The following is a 15,497-nucleotide window of genomic DNA, read 5'->3' as shown; positions in this document are numbered from 1 at the left end:
CGACGCCGATCTCGGCCGCCGCCCGCCTCGACGCGGCGGATTCACGGGACGGGCTCGGACCAGGGCACGTTCAGGTCTCGGACGACGCCGGTCTCGGCGCAGCGGCACAGGATCGACTCGGGCCAGGACACTTTCAGGTTTCGGACCCCTCCGGTTTGGAACGCCGCCGCGTCTCGGCGCAGCGGACTCACGGGATGGACGCGGGCCAGGACGCGTTCGGGTTTCGGACGTGGGACAGGCTGCCTTTCAGACTGTCCCGAGCAGGGCGAGCACCGCCACCACCGGCACGCCCGCGTTTTTCAACGCCGTGACGCATGCGGCGGACGTGGCGCCTGTGGTGATCACGTCGTCCACCACCACGACCCGCGCACCAGGCGGCGGACGGCCAGCCGCGGCGAAGCGAAGCCGACCTTCCAGGTTGGCCGCCCGCTCGGCCCGGCTCAAACCGACCGCGTCCCGTCCACCGGTCAGCACCAGGGCGGGCGCGACATAACCACCCGTCAGCCGGGCGGCTTCCGAGGCGATTCGCAGGACGTGCGGGCCGCCGCGAACCCGGGAAGCAGTCCGTCGGCTCGGGGCGGGAACCAGGCACCACGGACTGGCGCGAGGACCGCCCGGCAGCAACGCCGTCAAGCCAGCAGCCAGCACCCGGCCCAAAAACGGAGCCACGTCGCGACGGCGGCGTTCCTTGTAGGCGATCAAGGTTCGCTTGGCGACTCCCGCATAGCGAGCCAGAGCGTACGCCGGAGCCAGCGACGCCAGCGGCGCGCGAAACACCTCAGTGGGGGACCCCCACGCCGTGGCGCATCCGGCACACACGGCCGCGCCGCGGGTTTCACATCCCGCGCAGAAGGTCGGCAGGATCAGGTTGAGCAGAAGTCTCAGCAACATGACCAAGAGTGTGCACCCGACCACCGACAGTTTCGGGCCGCGCGAGCACCTCGGCCCGAAATCCGCACCAAGAAGGGATCACCCCGGATAGAACGGCTCCGCGTTCTGCATCGAGTGCGACTGCGGCCGCCACACCTCGCCCAGTTCGGTCGCCGTCCACAGGCCTCCGGCGTCCGCGACCACGATCGGCTGGCCCGGCGCCGCCGCGACCGCGCGCACCGGGGCGGTGAGGTTCGAGCTGTTGTAGGCGTCCATCCGCCGTCCGTCGACCGACAGGCGCTGGACCGGCTGCGAGGGCGAGGACGTCGCGGCCACGAGAGTGTCCGGCGTAGAACCCCAATCCACGTCCAGGACGTCGATCAGCACACCAGGCTGCAGGACGCGCGGCTCGCGCAAGGTGACCGTGTCCCCGCTGCGCACCACCGACGCCACGACCAGCTGGCCGTTCACCGTCGCGGCCACACGGGCGCCGTCCCGGGAAAGCCGGAGAACGCCGATCGGCCCGAGTGCCAGCAGGTCGTTCGCGTTGACGCTTTGGCGCAGCCAGCGGCCGTTCGGGTCGAGCACCATCCGCGCGATGATCGAATGGTCGACGACCGTCCACACCTCGTTCGACGGACCGGCTCCGGTCGGGGCGGGCCGCCAGGTCGGGCGGCTCAGCGAACCGCCGCCGAGGTCGACCGTCGGCAGGTCGCGGCCGAGGTCGCCGATGCGCAGCCGCACCCGGTCGCCGTCCTGTTCGACCACCGCGAGCCGTTTGCCGTCGATCGACTGGGCCGCGTTCAGCACCTGGTACGCGCCGTTGCCCACCGCGCCCCCGATCGGCGCGCCGTCGCTGAGCGAGCGGACGCGGCCGCCGATCGTCATCAGGCCCCGCAGGTCCGGGCTCGCGTTGTACGAGGGCACGTCGCTGCCGCGCCAGTACTCGTGGTCGCGCACCAGCGGCGCGCCGTCGGCGAGCAGCCGGATCCGGGTGGACGTGACGGTCTGCATCGACAGCACGATTTGCGCGGCGATCAGCGACCGGGTTTCCGGACTGGTCCCGGTGAGCCCGCTCAACGGGACGGTGAGCGAGCCGTCGTCGTTGTTCTTCACGTTGTTCTCGAGCGACACCCCGTCGCCGAACAGGTTCTTCACCGCACCGGTGAGCCCGGCCGACGGGCCCTGCAGGATCAGGTCCATCACCCGGCCCGGCATGCCCGACTGCGGTTTCGCCGGGACGTAGCGCAGGTCCGGCACGAAGGCCCCGGAATCGGGCGAGTAGAAGCTCACCGCGACCGGGTTGTAGTTGCCGTCGAACTCGTCGTCGGTCACCAGCAGCACCGGCGGGGGCGGGCTGGAGATCCGCCACTGGCCGTCGGCCTGCTTGCGCACCTGGAAGGTCTGCTCGGCCGGGCCGCTGCCGGGGATGAACGCGGAGTCCGCGCTCAGCGTGCCGAGCACCGAACCGCGCACGGTGACCGTGCGGACGTTCGGATCCGGCGTGGTCGACGGCGGAGCGGGCGTGCTGGTCGGGCCGGAGGCGGCGGTGTCGTAGACCGTGCTGAAGGTCTTGTCGATGATCGTGAACGAACGGTTCGGCCGCCACGCGCCGCGCTGTTTGTCGTCGAGGAACGCCTTCGACGCCGCGTTGCTCGAACGCGGATCGGCGTTCGCCTTGATGAACAGCCGCACGATGTCGAGCGGTTCGGCGTTGGCCGGCGGTTCCGGCGCGTTGTTGGCCTGCTGCGGCGCCTTTTCCGCGGACACCACGACCGGCAGCGACTCCTGCGGAACGTTCGCGCAGCTCACGAGCATCAGCGCGCAGGCGAGAAGAAGAAGCGCTCGCCTCACTGACCGACCTCCTCCCGGTCCGGGGCCGGATCGGCGAGGATCGCTTCCGGCGCGGGGTGCAGTTCGGCGACCGACGACGGCGACAGCGTGATCTCCGAAACGGCGTCGGGCGGCGGCAGCACCAGCGGGCTTTCCGCGATCGGCACGCCCTGGCGGCGCGGCACCTCGAGCCGGAAGCACGCGCCGTGGCCCGGCTCGCCCCACGCGTCGAGGACGCCGCCGTGCAGCCGCGCGTCCTCCTGGCTGATCGCGAGGCCGAGCCCGGTGCCGCCGGTGCGCCGGTTGCGCGACGGGTCGGCGCGCCAGAACCGGTTGAACACCAGCTCGGCCTCCCCCGCCCGCAGGCCGACGCCGTAGTCCCGGACGGTGATCGCGACCGCGGTCTCGTTCACCGCGACCGTCAGCACCACCGGTTTGCCCTCGCTGTGGTCGACGGCGTTGGCCAGCAGATTGCGCAGGATCCGCTCGATCCGGCGCGCGTCCACCTCGGCCGAGGTGTCCTCGTCCGGCAGCACCAGCTCGACCGCGCTGCCCGCGGTTCCGGCGAGCACCCGCACCTGCTCGACCGCGCGGGTCGCGATCGGCCGCACGTCGATGTACTCCGCGGACAGCTCTTCGACGCCCGCGTCGAGCCTGCTGATCTCCAGCAGGTCGCCGAGCAGCGCCTCGAACCTGTCCAGTTCGTCGACCAGCAGTTCGGTCGAGCGGGCAAGGCCGGGCGGGAACTGCTCGCGGGACGCGTGCAGCACGTCGGCGGCCATCCGCACGGTGGTCAGCGGGGTGCGCAGCTCGTGCGACACGTCGGAGGTGAACCGGCGCTGCAGGCCGCCGAATTCCTCGAGCTGGCGGATCTGGTTCTGAATGCTGGCCGCCATGCTGTTGTAGGACACCGCGAGTTTGGCGAGGTCGTCCTCGCCCACGACGGCGAGTCGCTGATCGAGGTCGCCGCCGGCGAACTGCTCGGCCGCCGCGACCGCTTGCCGGACTGGTCGCACCACCTGCCGGACCACCAGGTTCGTGATGCCGGCGAGCAACAGCAGCAGCACGATGCCGGCCACGAACAAGGTGTTCTGGACGGTCGACACGGTGGTCTGCTCACTGGTGAGCGGGAACAGCAGGTACAGCTGCAGCGGACTGGCCCCGGACATCAGCGAGGTGCCGACGATCAGGTACGTGGTCCGCACGCCGTTCTCGTCGACCGTGTGCTCAAGCCGGGCGAGGTGGTCGGCCTCGACGAACTGGCGCAGCCGCTCCGGCACCGAGTTGAACGGCCCGACGTACACCGGGTCGGTGTCCGACTGCCCGCGCCCGACGCTGGCCAGCACCGGTTCGAAGGTGCCCGCGGTGGAACCCGCGCGCGACGAGGACGTGGTCGCGATCTTCTTGAGCGCGTTCTGCAGACGCGTGTGCAGCGCGTCCGGGGACTCGCCGCCGATCCCGACCAGCTCGCGCGCGGCGGTGTCGGCGAGCGCCTGGGTCTGCTCGATCGCGGCGCGGCGCTTGGTGTCGAGCAGCCGTTCGGTGATCTGGTTCTGCAGGACCATGCCCAGCACGAACACCACGGCGGACGACAGCGCCAGCGTCGAGATCGTGACGCGGAACTGCAGCGAGTGCTTCCACAGCTCGTTGAACGCCACCGCGCGGCGGCGGGCGAAAACCACGACCCGGCCGGCGAGCCGGGCCGTGGCGCGGGCGGCGGCTCGAAGCCGCCCCGCGAGACCGGTCATCGCACGCTCACGGCGGGCCGGCCTTGTACCCGACTCCGCGCACCGTCAGCACCACCTCGGGGTGCTCCGGGTCCTTCTCCACCTTCGAGCGCAGGCGCTGGACATGCACGTTCACCAGCCGGGTGTCGGCCGCGTGCCGGTAGCCCCACACCTGCTCCAGCAGCACCTCGCGGGTGAACACCTGGCGCGGCTTGCGGGCCAGCGCCACGAGCAGGTCGAACTCGAGCGGGGTCAGCGGGATCGCCTTGCCCTCCCGGGTGACCTCGTGCCCGGGAACGTCGATCGCGAGGTCGCCGATGGTGAGCGATTCGGCGGGCTCGGCCTCGGTGCGGCGCATCCGGGCGCGCACGCGGGCGACGAGTTCCTTCGGCTTGAACGGCTTGACCACGTAGTCGTCGGCGCCGGACTCGAGCCCGAGCACGATGTCCACGGTGTCGCTCTTGGCGGTGAGCATGACGATCGGCACGCCGGACTCGGCGCGGATCGCCTTGCACACGTCGATGCCGTTCATGCCGGGCAGCATGAGATCGAGCAGGACCAGGTCCGGTTTCAGCTCCCGCAGCGCGGGCAGCGCCCGCGAACCGTCCGCGACCACCGCGGTGTCGAACCCCTCGCCGCGCAGGACGATGGTGAGCATCTCCGCCAGCGCCGGGTCGTCGTCGACCACCAAGACACGTGCCTTCATGACCACATGTTCGCACTACCGCCCGCACTCGCGCGCACGACCCGCGCGTTTGACCACCGGAAAGATCAAGATCACCGGCCCGGTTGGGCCATCCGGCCCCTTCCGGCGTCCGGCCGCGACCGGATTCGCCCGCTCAGCCGAACAGATCGCAGCCGAACGGTTACTGTTGCGCTATGCGGAACCAGGACTCGGGAAACGCAACGGGAAGCGCGGTGCAGTCCGTCGACCGGGCGATCACGGTCCTGGAGCTGCTGGCCCGCAACGGCGAAACCGGCATCACCGAAATCGCGGGCGAGCTGGGCGTGCACAAGTCGACGGCGTCCCGGCTGCTGAGCGTGCTGGAGGCGCACGGGCTGGTCGAGCAGCTGGGCGAACGCGGCAAGTACGCGATCGGGTTCGGCGTGGTCCGGCTGGCGGGCGCCGCGACCGGCCGGATGGACCTGGCGAAGCTCGGCAGGCAGACCTGCCAGACGCTCGCCGAGGAACTGGGCGAGACGGTCAACATCGCGATCGCCGACGACGGCGTCGCGATCAACATCAGCCAGGCCCGCGGGTCGGCGGCGATCACCACGCAGAACTGGACCGGACAGCGCACGCCGCTGCACGCCACCTCCAGCGGCAAGGTGCTGCTCGCCGCGATGGACGACGCCGAGCGCAAGCGGATGCTCGCGCACGAGCTGGAGCAGTACACGCCGCGCACCATGGTCGACCGGGACGAGCTGGCGGCCGAGCTGGAGCGCGTCGCCGAGGACGGCTACGCGGCGTCCTTCGAGGAGCTGGAACTGGGCATGCACGCGGTCGCGGTGCCGGTGCGCGGGCCCGGCGGCGACGTCGTGGCGGCGATGAGCGCGTCCGGTCCGTCCTACCGGTTGTCCAAACAACGGATCCGGCAGATCGTCGCGCCGATGGCGGACGCGGCGCGGGAGCTTTCCGCTCAGCTTGGCTACTTTTCCGCGTGAACTCCCGGGCCGCGGCGGCTCTCTTGACAGCGCGCCCGCGATCCCGCAATTTGTGAGTTGCAGCAGACGGAACATCGATCTCCATCCGCAACGCGTCCGTTCCCCGGCGGGGGCGTTCCGGCATGCCTGTCTCGTCCCGAGCCGGGCCGTCCGCGACGGCCGGCAGGCAGGAGGTACCTCGCGATGGCGGTGCGACCGCGGGTGGTTGTGCTCGGCGCCGGGCTCCTCGGCTGCGCGGTCGCCGACGAGCTGACCGAACGAGGCTGGACGGACGTCACCGTCCTCGAACCGGAGCCGGCCATCGCCTCGGCCGGGCCGGGGCTGCTCTTCCGCACCCACGCCGACCGCACGGCGTCCGAATTCGCGAAGTACACCGCGGAGAAGTACAGCGGGCTGACCGTCGACGGCGGCTGGTGTTTCCAGCCGGTCGGGAGCCTGGAACTCGCGACCGCGCCGGAGCAGCTTTCCCGGCTGCGGCAACGGCTTGGCTGGGCGACGTCGTCCGGGGTGCGCGGCTATCTGCGCGAACCGGGCGAATGCGCCCAGCTGCACCCGCTGCTCGACCCCGCGAAGGTGATCGGCGGACTGCACCTTCCCGGCGACGGGCTCGTCAAGCCGATCCGCGCGGCGCTCGCCCAAGCCCGTCGCGCCAAGGAGCGGGGCGCGAAATTCCTTACCGGACAAGAGATTGTCGAGATCGTGCGCACGGCGGGCCGGGTGACCGCGGTGGCGACCGCGACCGACCGGTTCCGTGCCGACGTGGTCATCTCGTGCGCCGGAGTGCGCGGGCCGCAGTTCGGGCGGCTGGTCGATCTCGCGGTGCCGGTGGTGCCGATCGCCGTCGATCACGCGCGCACCACGCCGCTGGCGCAGCTCGCCGGAGACAACGACCATTTCACCGAAGCGGACAAACCCATTCTGCGCGGGGCCGGGCTGTCGCTGCGCGAGCACGTCGACCGGCTGGGCATCAGTGCGCTCGGCCCGGTCGAGACTGACGCCGAGTTCGCTCCGGCGGGCTTCGAGGAGTCGTGGACGGCTGCGCTCGGGTTGGTGCCCGCGCTCGCCGAGGCGAAGGTCGAGGAGGGGGTCCGGCAGCTGGTTCCGGGTACGCCGGACGGGTTGCCGTTGCTGGGCGAACATCCGGATCTCGACGGGTTTTGGGTCGCTGAGGCGGTGGACTGCGCGTGGTCCGCCGGCGTCGCTCGGGAGTTGACGCGCTGGCTCATCGAGGGGCAAGCGCACCTCGACCTGCACTCCGTCGACCTCGCGCGGTTCGATCGGCTGCAGCTCGCTCCCGGCCGGGTCCGGGAGCGGAGTTTGGCGACGGCGGGGCATCAACGGCCCGCGACGGAACTGCTGCGGACCTCGCCTTGCTATGAGCGCGAAGTCGCGCTGGGCGCGGAGTTTCGCGAGGAAGACGGCTGGGCGCGGCCGCAGCGGTATACCGACAGCCGCACGGAGGCCGTCGCGGCTCGGAGCCGGGTGGCGTTGTTCGACCTGACCCCGCGGCGACGGCTGGAGATCACCGGACGCGGCGCGCTGCCGTTCCTGCAGACGATGACCACGAACCAGCTCGACCGTCCGCCCGGCTCGGTCGCCGGGACGTTGCTGCTCGGCGAAGACGGCGGGATCCGCAGCGAGCTCACCGTCGCCCGGCTCGGCGTGGAGGAGTTTCACGTCGCCGCGCATCATCACCGGGACGTCGCCTGGCTGCGCCGCCACCTGCCCGGCGACGGCTCGGTCCAGCTGCGCGAGACCACTGGCGGCACCTGCTGTCTCGGCCTGTGGGGACCGGTCGCCGAGCGGGTGCTGCCCGAACTGTCCACATCGGACTCCCGCGTATGGCGGACGTACGTCGGCGACGTGCCGGTGACCGTGCTGCGCGGGTCGGAGGTGGGCGAACCCGGCTGGGAGCTGCACACCGGCGCGGATCTCGGCCGGGCACTGTGGGACGCGCTCTGGGCGGCCGGGCAGCCGCACGGGATCGTCGCGGCCGGCGAGGACGCGCTGCGCAGCCTCCGGATGGAGGAAGGGCACCGGCGCTGCGGCATCGACGTGACCACCGAGCACGATCCGTACGAAGCCGGGCTCGGGTTCGCGGTGCGGATGGACAAGGGTTACTTCCTCGGCCGGGACACGCTTCTCCACCGTTCTCCTTCGACGGTTCGGCGGAAACTGGTGTGCTTGACCGTCGACAACGCGCATTCCGTGATGCAGGGTCGCGAACCGGTGTACGTCGACGGTCGCCCGGCGGGATACGTCACGAGCGGCGCGTACGGCTACACCGTCGACAAAAACCTGGCCTACGCCTGGCTTCCCGTCGAGGACGCCCGGCCGCGCACGCCAGTGGAGATCGAACACTTCGGGGAACGGTTCGCGGCGAAAGTGGCCGCGAAACCGTTGAGGAGCACTGAATGACGCATTACGACGTGATCGTGATCGGCCTCGGCGGCATGGGCAGCGCGGCCGCCTACCGGCTGGCGCAACGGGGCCAGAAGGTGCTCGGGATCGATCAGTTCGCGCCGGTGCACAACCTCGGTTCGAGCCACGGCGGTTCGCGGATCACGCGGCAGGCGTACCTCGAAGGTCCGGATTACGTACCGCTGCTGCTGCGCGCGCACGAGATGTGGGACCAGCTCGAACGCGACTCCGGACGGTCGCTGTTCACCCGCTGCGGCGCGGTGATGGGCGGACCGCCGGAGTCGCGCACGATCACGGGAAGCACGCTTTCCGCCGAGAAATTCGACATCCCGCACGAAATCCTGGACGCGGCCGAGATCCGGCACCGGTTCCCCACCATCGCCCCGGCCGAGGACGAGGTGGCGCTGTGGGAACCCGGCGCCGGTTTCGTGTCGCCGGAAGGAAGCGTCGCCGCACACCTTCAACTCGCCGCGCGCCACGGCGCCGAACTGCACCACGAAGAGCAGGTTTTCACCTGGACCAGCACGGAAACCGGGGTCCGGGTCGGCACCGCTTCGAGCTACTACACCGCCGAGCGGCTCGTGCTGTGCCCCGGCGCGTGGGCACCGGTGCTGCTCGGCGACCTAGGCGTCGATTTCGAGGTGCGCCGCCAGGTCCAGTATTGGTTCGAACCGGCGGACGTGCAGCCGTTCGTCGACCATCCCGTGTACATCTGGGAAACCGCGGAAGGCGGCCAGTTCTACGGATTCCCCGCGCACACCGCGCAAGGCGTCAAGGTTGCGATCCACCTTGGCGGCGAGCCGTGCACGGCCGACACGATCGACCGGGGGATCCACGACGACGAGGTACGCGCGGTCGCGGCCGTCGTCGGTTCCCGGATTCCGACGCTCCCGGCGACCTTCCGCCGCGCGGCGACCTGCCTCTACACCAACACCCCGGACGAGCACTTCGTGATCGCCCCGCATCCGCAGCATCCGCGGGTGGTCGTGGCGTGCGGATTTTCCGGCCATGGCTTCAAATTCGTGCCGGTAGTCGGAGAGATCCTGGCCGAGCTGATCGTCGACGGCACCACCCGGCATCCGATCTCGTTGTTCGATCCGGCGAGGTTCACGCCGTAGCGAAGTAGTGCTCCTGAGCCAGATCCTCAAGCAGGCCAGGGTGTTCCGGCTTCCAGTCGAGCAGTTCGCGAGTACGCGCGGCGGACGTCGGCGCGTCCGACTGCACCATCGGCGCCAGGAACGCGAAGTGCGCGGGAGCTTCCTCCGCGGTGATGGACTTCACCGGGACACCGAGCCGCGCACCGATCGTCTCGGCGATCTGCCGGAGCGAAAGACCCTCATCCCCGACCGCGTGCAGCACGACCCCACCCGGGGCGCTCTCCAGAGCCAGCCGGTAGAGCCGGGCCGCGTCGAGCGTGTGCCCAGCGGACCAGCGGTTGGCCCCTTCGCCGACGTACGGCGAAACCCCGGCCGCGCGGGCGAAGCGGATCATGGTCGGGACGAAACCGTGCTTGTCGAGCGAGCTGTGCACCGACGGCGGCAGCCGCACGACTGACGTCCGAACGCCGCGGTCGGCGAGCCCGAGCACGTAGTTTTCCGCATCGACTCGCGGCCCGCCGGGAAGCCGGTCGTCCTCGGTGCCGGTGCGGCCGAGCCCGGCGAACATCAGGGTGCCGGAGGTCGAGACCAGCGGTTTCCCAGTGCCGGCGAGGGCCTCGCCGAGCGCCTTCAGCGCGACGAGATCCGCGTCGACCGCGCCGGCGAACTCGCCACTGGCCATCAGGTCGTGCTTGAACGCCAGGTGCACGACGCCGTCCGCCTCGGCCGCCGCCGCGCGCAGGCCGTCGAGATCGTCGAGGTCGCCGCGACGCACCTGCGCGCCGCGTTCGGCGAGTGTCGCGGCGGAGGCGTCCGACCGGGCGAGGCCGGTCACCTCGTGCCCGGCGGCGAGGAGTTCGGGGACGAGAGCCGAGCCGACGTGGCCGCTGGCCCCGGTGACGAAAACGCGCATGAGTGTTCCTTCCACGGTTGATGACACCTAGTGCCATCACAGTACGCCTGATGTCATTCGGTGTCATCACCTAGACTGGACGGCATGGGCCGCTGGGAACCGAACGCACGCGAACGCTTGGAGCGGGCCGCGCTCGACCTGTTCACCGAACGCGGCTACGACCAGACCACGGTCGCCGAAATCGCCGAACGCGCCGGTCTCACGAAGCGGACCTTCTTCCGCTATTTCGCCGACAAACGGGAAGTGCTGTTCGGCGGGCAGGAGGAACTGACCCGGCTGTTCTCCGAGGGCATCGCCGGGACGCCAGCGGGCGCGACGCCGTTCCAAGCAGTCGGCGGGGCATTGGATGCCGTCGCGGCGGTTTTCACCGGCGAGCGGCTCGCTCTGGCCCGGCAACGGCAGCCGGTCGTGGCGGCGAACAGCGATCTGCTCGAACGCGAATTGCTCAAGCGCGCCAAGCTGGTCGCGGGCATGCACGACGCGCTCGCCGCGCGCGGAGTCGGCGAACCGACAGTCACCGTCGCGGCCGAATTGGGCTGCCTCGCGTTCGGCACGGCTTTCCACCGCTGGGTCGAGGCGGACAATCGGCGGGAGTTCGGCGCGCTGGCAGTCGAAGCGCTCGACGAATTGCGCGCCGCGACCGCGGACCTGGGCTAAGCCAGCAGGGACTTCGCCAACGTCGGCAGATCGACGCCGGCCACACCGTCCAGCACATGCCACGGCGCGAGCCACGACTCGGCGGCGAGCTCGTCGTAGACCGCGGCACAACGCTGCTGCAGCGAATCATCCGACTCGAACGCGTCCCGTGCCCGCGCCGCGTCCGACTCCGCGCGGCGCACTGCCCGCTCGGCAGCCACCTCCGGGCTCACCCGCAGCAGCAGATGCGCGTCTGGCCGCGGCAAGCCGAACCGCGTCACCTCGAGGTCCCAAACCCACTGCACCACAGCGCCATCCGCGTGCTCGCGCAGCCGCGCGGCGGCGTACGCGGCGTTCGAGGCGACGTAGCGATCCAGCAGGACCACGTCGTTGGCCGCGAGCAGTTCGCGGATCTCGTCAGCCGCGCCGCTGCGGTCGAGGGCGTAGAGCAGCGCCATTCCGTACACCGAATCGGCGAGGTCGCCGTGCCCGCGATGCAGCGCTTCCCGCACCAGATCGGCGTGCACGCTGCGGCCGTAACGCGGGAAGGCGAGACTGCCGACGCTCGCGCCAGCGTCCTTCAGCGCAGCAGTCAGCCCCTCGGACAGCGTGCGCTTGCCCGCGCCGTCCAAACCTTCGATTACGACCAGTCGCCCCACCCGGTCGAAGATACTTGGTGGCGTCCTCAGGCCGTCTCGCGGCGCGCGCGGACGAAGCCGAAGTAACCCACCGGCACCGCGACCAGCAGTCCGGCGAGGCACAGCAGCGGAATCCAGTCGTCGCCGTGCGGCTGCGCCGGCGTGCTCTGGCCGTCTCTGGGCACCACCTCGCCGCGCGGCGCGGCCGTAAGGTGGGCGTTGCCGGTGTCAGCGGGCTGCGCCGCGCCCGCGCCCGGAGCCGACACCGGCAACGCCAGGCCCGTGAACGCCATGAGGAGCAGCAAGCGTCCGACGTGCCTTCGGCAACTGGTCGAGGACCGCCGGACCCGCCCGGCAGTGCTCCCCACGTGATTCGGTTTCCCCAAGCCCATGACGCACCTCCCGCCTAGACGTGGCCAGTGGTGGTCACAACGGTGAACCGGTCGATCACTCCGAGCAAGATGCCCGTCCGGCAACGGGGGTGTTCCGGGTCGGCGGTGGAACACGGAACGGTTACCCTTCCGTGGCCAAGCACACCAAACGGGGGCCGGACCCGTGACCGCGCGCTGCTAACGTGAACGTTCCGCGGCATTCACGCCCAGCGCACGGGCGGCGTTGAAGGGACAGCGGTGGCACGAGACGGGGATGGCCCACTGATCATGGAACCTGGCCGGCGCGGCGCGGGTGAACTGCCGCCCGAGCTCGGCGAAGCACTGCGGTCCGGTGAATTCCACCAGGCGCTGCGGCTCGCGATCGCACATCGCGGCCTGTCGCTCGCCCGGCTGCGGGCGCACCTCGCGCTCCGCGGCGTCCACATCGGACAGTCGACGCTGAGCTACTGGCAGCGCGGGCTCCGCCAGCCGGAGGTGCCGAAGGCGCTGCCCGCGGTCCGCGCGCTGGAGTCGGTGCTGCAACTGCCCGCGGACTCGCTGGTGGTGCTGATCGGCCCGCGCACGGCGCGTCCGCGCGGGCACCAGGCGGCGGCGTCGTTCCACGACCTGCGCTCGGGCGAGATGGGCGCGATCGTCGAGCAGCTGATGAGCGACCTCGGCGCGCCGCCGACGTCGCGGCAGTCGAATTCCGATCTGGAAATGCTGTCGGTGCACGACCAGATCACCATCGACGAGCAGCAGCACCAGGTGAAATTCCGGACCCGGCTGGTCACCCGCGCGCGGCGGCACGGCCCGGACCGGTACGTGGCCGTCTACAACGGCGACCCCGGCTGCCGGATCGACGACGTCGAGCTGATCACCGCCGAAGGCTGCCGCGTCGGCCGGATCCGCAGGCATCCGGCGCGCGAGACGATGGCGACGGAGCTGCTTTTCGACCGGAAGCTCGCCGAGGGCGAGATCCACGTTTTCTGCTTCGAAATCCACGACAATTCCGCCGTGACATTCCCCGGGTACTACCGGATGCTGCGCGACCAATGCGCGAGCTATCTGCTGCAATTGCAGTTCGCGCCCACCGCGATGCCGGCCCGGATCACCCGCGAGGTCCGCGCCCGCGACGACGCCCTGCCGGTCGAGGCGGAGGAATTGCCGTGCGACACCGGCGGCGTGACGAGCGGGTATTTCCGCGACACCGGACCGGGGCTGGCCGGCATCGCGGTGGAATGGAACTGAGTCAGTCGTCGGCCGACGCCCCTGATCCAGTCACGGCGTACCGAGCGACGAGGGTGCGGACGGCCTCGTCGACGACCTGAGAGACGCGTTCAGCGCTCACTTCCCAGCCCGGCACCAGAAGCGTCGGCCAGAAGACGTAATTGGAGATCATGCCGAGGAACTGCGTGGCCGCGAGTTCCACGTCCTCGACCCGCACCGTTCCCGCCTCGTGCTCGGCCAGAAGGTAGCTGCGCACGGACTCGAAGTAGGGCATCTTCCCGCGCGCGAACTGCGCGTGGGCCAGCTCAGGAAACCGCGGCAGCTCCGCGATGACGATCCGGAACAGATCGGTCATCTGGGCCTGGCCCAGCAGCTCGGCGTAACGGCGGCCGATGACGGCGAGCCCGTCGGCGATGTCGCCCGCGGGCGGTGGATCCTCCTCGTCCGCGGTCGACCATGACTCGGTCACGATGGCGTCGAACAGGGCGGCTTTGCTCGGAAACTGCTTGAACAAGGTGGCCCGCGAAACGCCCGAGCACTCCGCGATCCGCGCCAGCGACGTCCGGTCGTAGCCCAATTCGAGAAACAGCTCGGTCGCGGCCTTCACGATCAGCGCGCGCTTTTCCCGGGCGACGCGCTGGTGATACGTCGGCACGACCTTGCTCATGGGCTGAGTCTACGAGGCGAGTGACTTGACTCGCCACTGCGGCCGACCCTAACGTTGCAGTGGTGAGTCACTCGGCTCACCACTCACGCAGCGAAGGAACATTCGATGTCCCGCTTCGACAACCAGACCGTGCTCGTGACCGGCGGAGCCGGCGGCCAGGGCTCGAGCCACGTACGCGCCTTTCACGCGGAGGGAGCCAACGTGGTGATCGGCGGCATCGACGCGCACCGCGGCACCGCTCTCGCCGACGAACTCGGACCCCGCGCTCGCTTCGCCCACCTGGACGTCACCGACGAGAGTTCGTGGTCCGCCGCCGTTCAAGTCGCCGAGAGCGCCTTCGGCGGCTTGAACGTGCTCGTCAACAACGCGGGCGTGCAGAATCCGCCGGCGACAATCGAGAACACCGACCAGGCCACGTGGTCGCGCATCCTCGACATCAACCTCACCGGGATCTTCCTCGGCATCAAGATCGCGACCCCCGCCCTGCGCCGCGCGGCAGGCGGAGCCATCGTCAACATCGCCTCGATCATGGGCCTGGGCGGCACGGCGCACTACGCGCCGTACGTCGCCAGCAAGTGGGCCGTGCGAGGCCTCACCCAAACCGCGGCACTCGAACTCGGCCGCGACCACATCCGCGTGAACACCATCCACCCCGGCGTGATCTCGACTCCCTTTATCCACGAGCCAGCGGCCGGCGCCACCGCGGCGATCTCCGACTTCTACTCGCCCGAGCCGTTCGCCGTCCCCCGGCTCGGGGAGCCAGCCGACGTCACCCGGCTTCTCCTGTTCCTCACGTCATCGGACGCGTCGTTCGTCACGGGGTCGGAGTACGTCATCGACGGCGGACTCCTCCTCGGCCCAGCCCTTCAGGCATGAGCACCCCGGACCCGAACGGCTCCGCGCTGGACGTGTCTTGGCCAGACCACATCCGACGAGCCGTCGAGTTCACTCGCGCTGCGGGCACCAGGGAACGGATCATCGACATCACGACGGTCGGCCGCCGCACCGGCCGGCCACGCCGCATCGAGATCTTCTTCTACCGGGCCGCGGGCAGCACCTACCTGTGCAGCGGCGCAGGCGGTGCCGCGACCGACTGGCATGCGAACCTTCTCGCCAATCCCAGCTTCACCTTCCACCTCAAAAACGGGATCCGCGCGGATCTGCCCGCACGGGCCACGCCGGTCACCGATCCAGCCGAACGTCGGGCCGTGCTGGCGGAGATCGTCGCGGATCTCAATCAGCCCCACGACCCCGGCACCATCCGACCGACCCGGCTCGAAGACTGGGCCGACAGCAGGCTGATGCGCATCAGTTTCCGCGACCAGCCGTGATCGCGGCCCCTTGCCCGAAGCCACCGCCTCGGCTCAGTACTCGGATTCCGCAGCCTCGCCAACTACATCGCCCGAAGCCCGCTCGAGCTTGGCGGATT

15 protein-coding genes are annotated in these 15,497 nt (G+C 70.3%); 7 read left to right on the top strand and 8 right to left on the bottom strand.

Going from position 1 to position 15,497, the window contains the following annotated elements; all coding sequences use genetic code 11:
* Positions 1-246: 246 nt before the first annotated feature.
* From ABD156_RS40150 to mtrA, 4 genes are all read right to left on the bottom strand, one after another.
* Positions 247-891 (bottom strand): ComF family protein, encoded by a 645-nt coding sequence (locus ABD156_RS40150; protein ID WP_344286266.1) that lies wholly within the window; start codon positions 889-891, stop codon positions 247-249.
* 78 nt (positions 892-969) lie between these two features.
* Positions 970-2,724: an LpqB family beta-propeller domain-containing protein gene (locus ABD156_RS40145; RefSeq protein WP_344286265.1), complete on the bottom strand. Its 1,755-nt coding sequence runs from the start codon at positions 2,722-2,724 to the stop codon at positions 970-972.
* Positions 2,721-4,451: an MtrAB system histidine kinase MtrB gene (gene mtrB / locus ABD156_RS40140; protein WP_344286264.1), complete on the bottom strand. Its 1,731-nt coding sequence runs from the start codon at positions 4,449-4,451 to the stop codon at positions 2,721-2,723. Before mtrB ends, ABD156_RS40145 begins: the two co-directional genes overlap by 4 nt.
* Before the next feature lie 7 nt (positions 4,452-4,458).
* The gene (gene mtrA, locus ABD156_RS40135; protein WP_005150760.1) at positions 4,459-5,136 is read right to left on the bottom strand and encodes an MtrAB system response regulator MtrA; all 678 of its coding nucleotides are present in this window, start codon (positions 5,134-5,136) and stop codon (positions 4,459-4,461) included.
* Between the two features lie 173 nt (positions 5,137-5,309).
* On the opposite strand from mtrA, the gene ABD156_RS40130 reads away from it, so the two are divergent.
* From ABD156_RS40130 to solA, 3 genes are all read left to right on the top strand, one after another.
* Entirely contained in the window at positions 5,310-6,095 is a 786-nt protein-coding gene (locus ABD156_RS40130; protein WP_344286263.1) for an IclR family transcriptional regulator, read from the top strand.
* 183 nt (positions 6,096-6,278) lie between these two features.
* Positions 6,279-8,513, top strand: a complete 2,235-nt coding sequence (locus ABD156_RS40125; RefSeq protein ID WP_344286262.1) for an FAD-dependent oxidoreductase — start codon at positions 6,279-6,281, stop codon at positions 8,511-8,513.
* Positions 8,510-9,634 (top strand): N-methyl-L-tryptophan oxidase, encoded by a 1,125-nt coding sequence (gene solA / locus ABD156_RS40120; RefSeq protein WP_344286261.1) that lies wholly within the window; start codon positions 8,510-8,512, stop codon positions 9,632-9,634. The genes ABD156_RS40125 and solA overlap by 4 nt, the downstream gene beginning before the upstream one ends.
* On the opposite strand, the gene ABD156_RS40115 is transcribed toward solA, so the two are convergent.
* Positions 9,624-10,526, bottom strand: a complete 903-nt coding sequence (locus ABD156_RS40115) for an SDR family oxidoreductase (RefSeq protein WP_344286260.1) — start codon at positions 10,524-10,526, stop codon at positions 9,624-9,626. The two genes, solA and ABD156_RS40115, sit on opposite strands and share 11 nt — an antisense overlap.
* A gap of 84 nt (positions 10,527-10,610) precedes the next feature.
* On the opposite strand from ABD156_RS40115, the gene ABD156_RS40110 reads away from it, so the two are divergent.
* Positions 10,611-11,183 (top strand): TetR family transcriptional regulator, encoded by a 573-nt coding sequence (locus ABD156_RS40110; RefSeq protein ID WP_344286259.1) that lies wholly within the window; start codon positions 10,611-10,613, stop codon positions 11,181-11,183.
* Here ABD156_RS40110 and ABD156_RS40105 read toward each other — a convergent pair.
* Positions 11,180-11,821 (bottom strand): dTMP kinase, encoded by a 642-nt coding sequence (locus ABD156_RS40105; RefSeq protein WP_344286258.1) that lies wholly within the window; start codon positions 11,819-11,821, stop codon positions 11,180-11,182. The genes ABD156_RS40110 and ABD156_RS40105 overlap by 4 nt on opposite strands.
* 26 nt (positions 11,822-11,847) lie before the next feature.
* On the bottom strand, positions 11,848-12,093 hold the full coding sequence (locus ABD156_RS40100) for a hypothetical protein (protein ID WP_344286257.1): 246 nt from the start codon (positions 12,091-12,093) through the stop codon (positions 11,848-11,850).
* A 366-nt stretch (positions 12,094-12,459) separates the two neighbouring features.
* Here ABD156_RS40100 and ABD156_RS40095 point away from each other — a divergent pair, with 366 nt between their 5' ends.
* Positions 12,460-13,422 carry a hypothetical protein gene (locus ABD156_RS40095; RefSeq protein ID WP_370934301.1) on the top strand — a complete coding sequence of 321 codons (963 nt, stop codon included), beginning with the start codon at positions 12,460-12,462 and terminating at the stop codon, positions 13,420-13,422.
* A gap of 1 nt (position 13,423) precedes the next feature.
* Here the strand turns inward: ABD156_RS40095 and ABD156_RS40090 are convergent, their stop codons facing one another.
* Complete coding sequence (locus ABD156_RS40090; protein WP_344286255.1) at positions 13,424-14,068, bottom strand: TetR/AcrR family transcriptional regulator; 645 nt, start codon at positions 14,066-14,068, stop codon at positions 13,424-13,426.
* Between the two features lie 105 nt (positions 14,069-14,173).
* On the opposite strand from ABD156_RS40090, the gene ABD156_RS40085 reads away from it, so the two are divergent.
* Complete coding sequence (locus tag ABD156_RS40085; RefSeq protein ID WP_344286254.1) at positions 14,174-14,944, top strand: SDR family oxidoreductase; 771 nt, start codon at positions 14,174-14,176, stop codon at positions 14,942-14,944.
* Positions 14,941-15,399 (top strand): nitroreductase/quinone reductase family protein, encoded by a 459-nt coding sequence (locus ABD156_RS40080; protein WP_344286253.1) that lies wholly within the window; start codon positions 14,941-14,943, stop codon positions 15,397-15,399. Before ABD156_RS40085 ends, ABD156_RS40080 begins: the two co-directional genes overlap by 4 nt.
* Positions 15,400-15,497 lie beyond the last annotated feature (98 nt).

It is taken from the genome of Amycolatopsis albidoflavus, assembly GCF_039525725.1.
Taxonomy (GTDB): Bacteria; Actinomycetota; Actinomycetes; order Mycobacteriales; family Pseudonocardiaceae; genus Amycolatopsis; species Amycolatopsis albidoflava.
Note: the sequence above shows the minus strand (reverse complement) of the source record. Positions and strands in the feature narration are given on the sequence as shown.

Excerpts from the sequence above, each read along its gene's own strand:
- ABD156_RS40150 (WP_344286266.1), bottom strand. The coding sequence starts at position 891 with ATGTTGCTGAGACTTCTGCTCAACCTGATCCTGCCGACCTTCTGCGCG.
- mtrB (WP_344286264.1), bottom strand. The coding sequence starts at position 4,451 with ATGACCGGTCTCGCGGGGCGGCTTCGAGCCGCCGCCCGCGCCACGGCC.
- mtrA (WP_005150760.1), bottom strand. The coding sequence starts at position 5,136 with ATGAAGGCACGTGTCTTGGTGGTCGACGACGACCCGGCGCTGGCGGAG.
- ABD156_RS40130 (WP_344286263.1), top strand. The coding sequence starts at position 5,310 with ATGCGGAACCAGGACTCGGGAAACGCAACGGGAAGCGCGGTGCAGTCC.
- ABD156_RS40125 (WP_344286262.1), top strand. The coding sequence starts at position 6,279 with ATGGCGGTGCGACCGCGGGTGGTTGTGCTCGGCGCCGGGCTCCTCGGC.
- solA (WP_344286261.1), top strand. The coding sequence starts at position 8,510 with ATGACGCATTACGACGTGATCGTGATCGGCCTCGGCGGCATGGGCAGC.
- ABD156_RS40115 (WP_344286260.1), bottom strand. The coding sequence starts at position 10,526 with ATGCGCGTTTTCGTCACCGGGGCCAGCGGCCACGTCGGCTCGGCTCTC.
- ABD156_RS40110 (WP_344286259.1), top strand. The coding sequence starts at position 10,611 with ATGGGCCGCTGGGAACCGAACGCACGCGAACGCTTGGAGCGGGCCGCG.
- ABD156_RS40100 (WP_344286257.1), bottom strand. The coding sequence starts at position 12,093 with ATGGCGTTCACGGGCCTGGCGTTGCCGGTGTCGGCTCCGGGCGCGGGC.
- ABD156_RS40095 (WP_370934301.1), top strand. The coding sequence starts at position 12,460 with ATGGAACCTGGCCGGCGCGGCGCGGGTGAACTGCCGCCCGAGCTCGGC.
- ABD156_RS40090 (WP_344286255.1), bottom strand. The coding sequence starts at position 14,068 with ATGAGCAAGGTCGTGCCGACGTATCACCAGCGCGTCGCCCGGGAAAAG.
- ABD156_RS40085 (WP_344286254.1), top strand. The coding sequence starts at position 14,174 with ATGTCCCGCTTCGACAACCAGACCGTGCTCGTGACCGGCGGAGCCGGC.
- ABD156_RS40080 (WP_344286253.1), top strand. The coding sequence starts at position 14,941 with ATGAGCACCCCGGACCCGAACGGCTCCGCGCTGGACGTGTCTTGGCCA.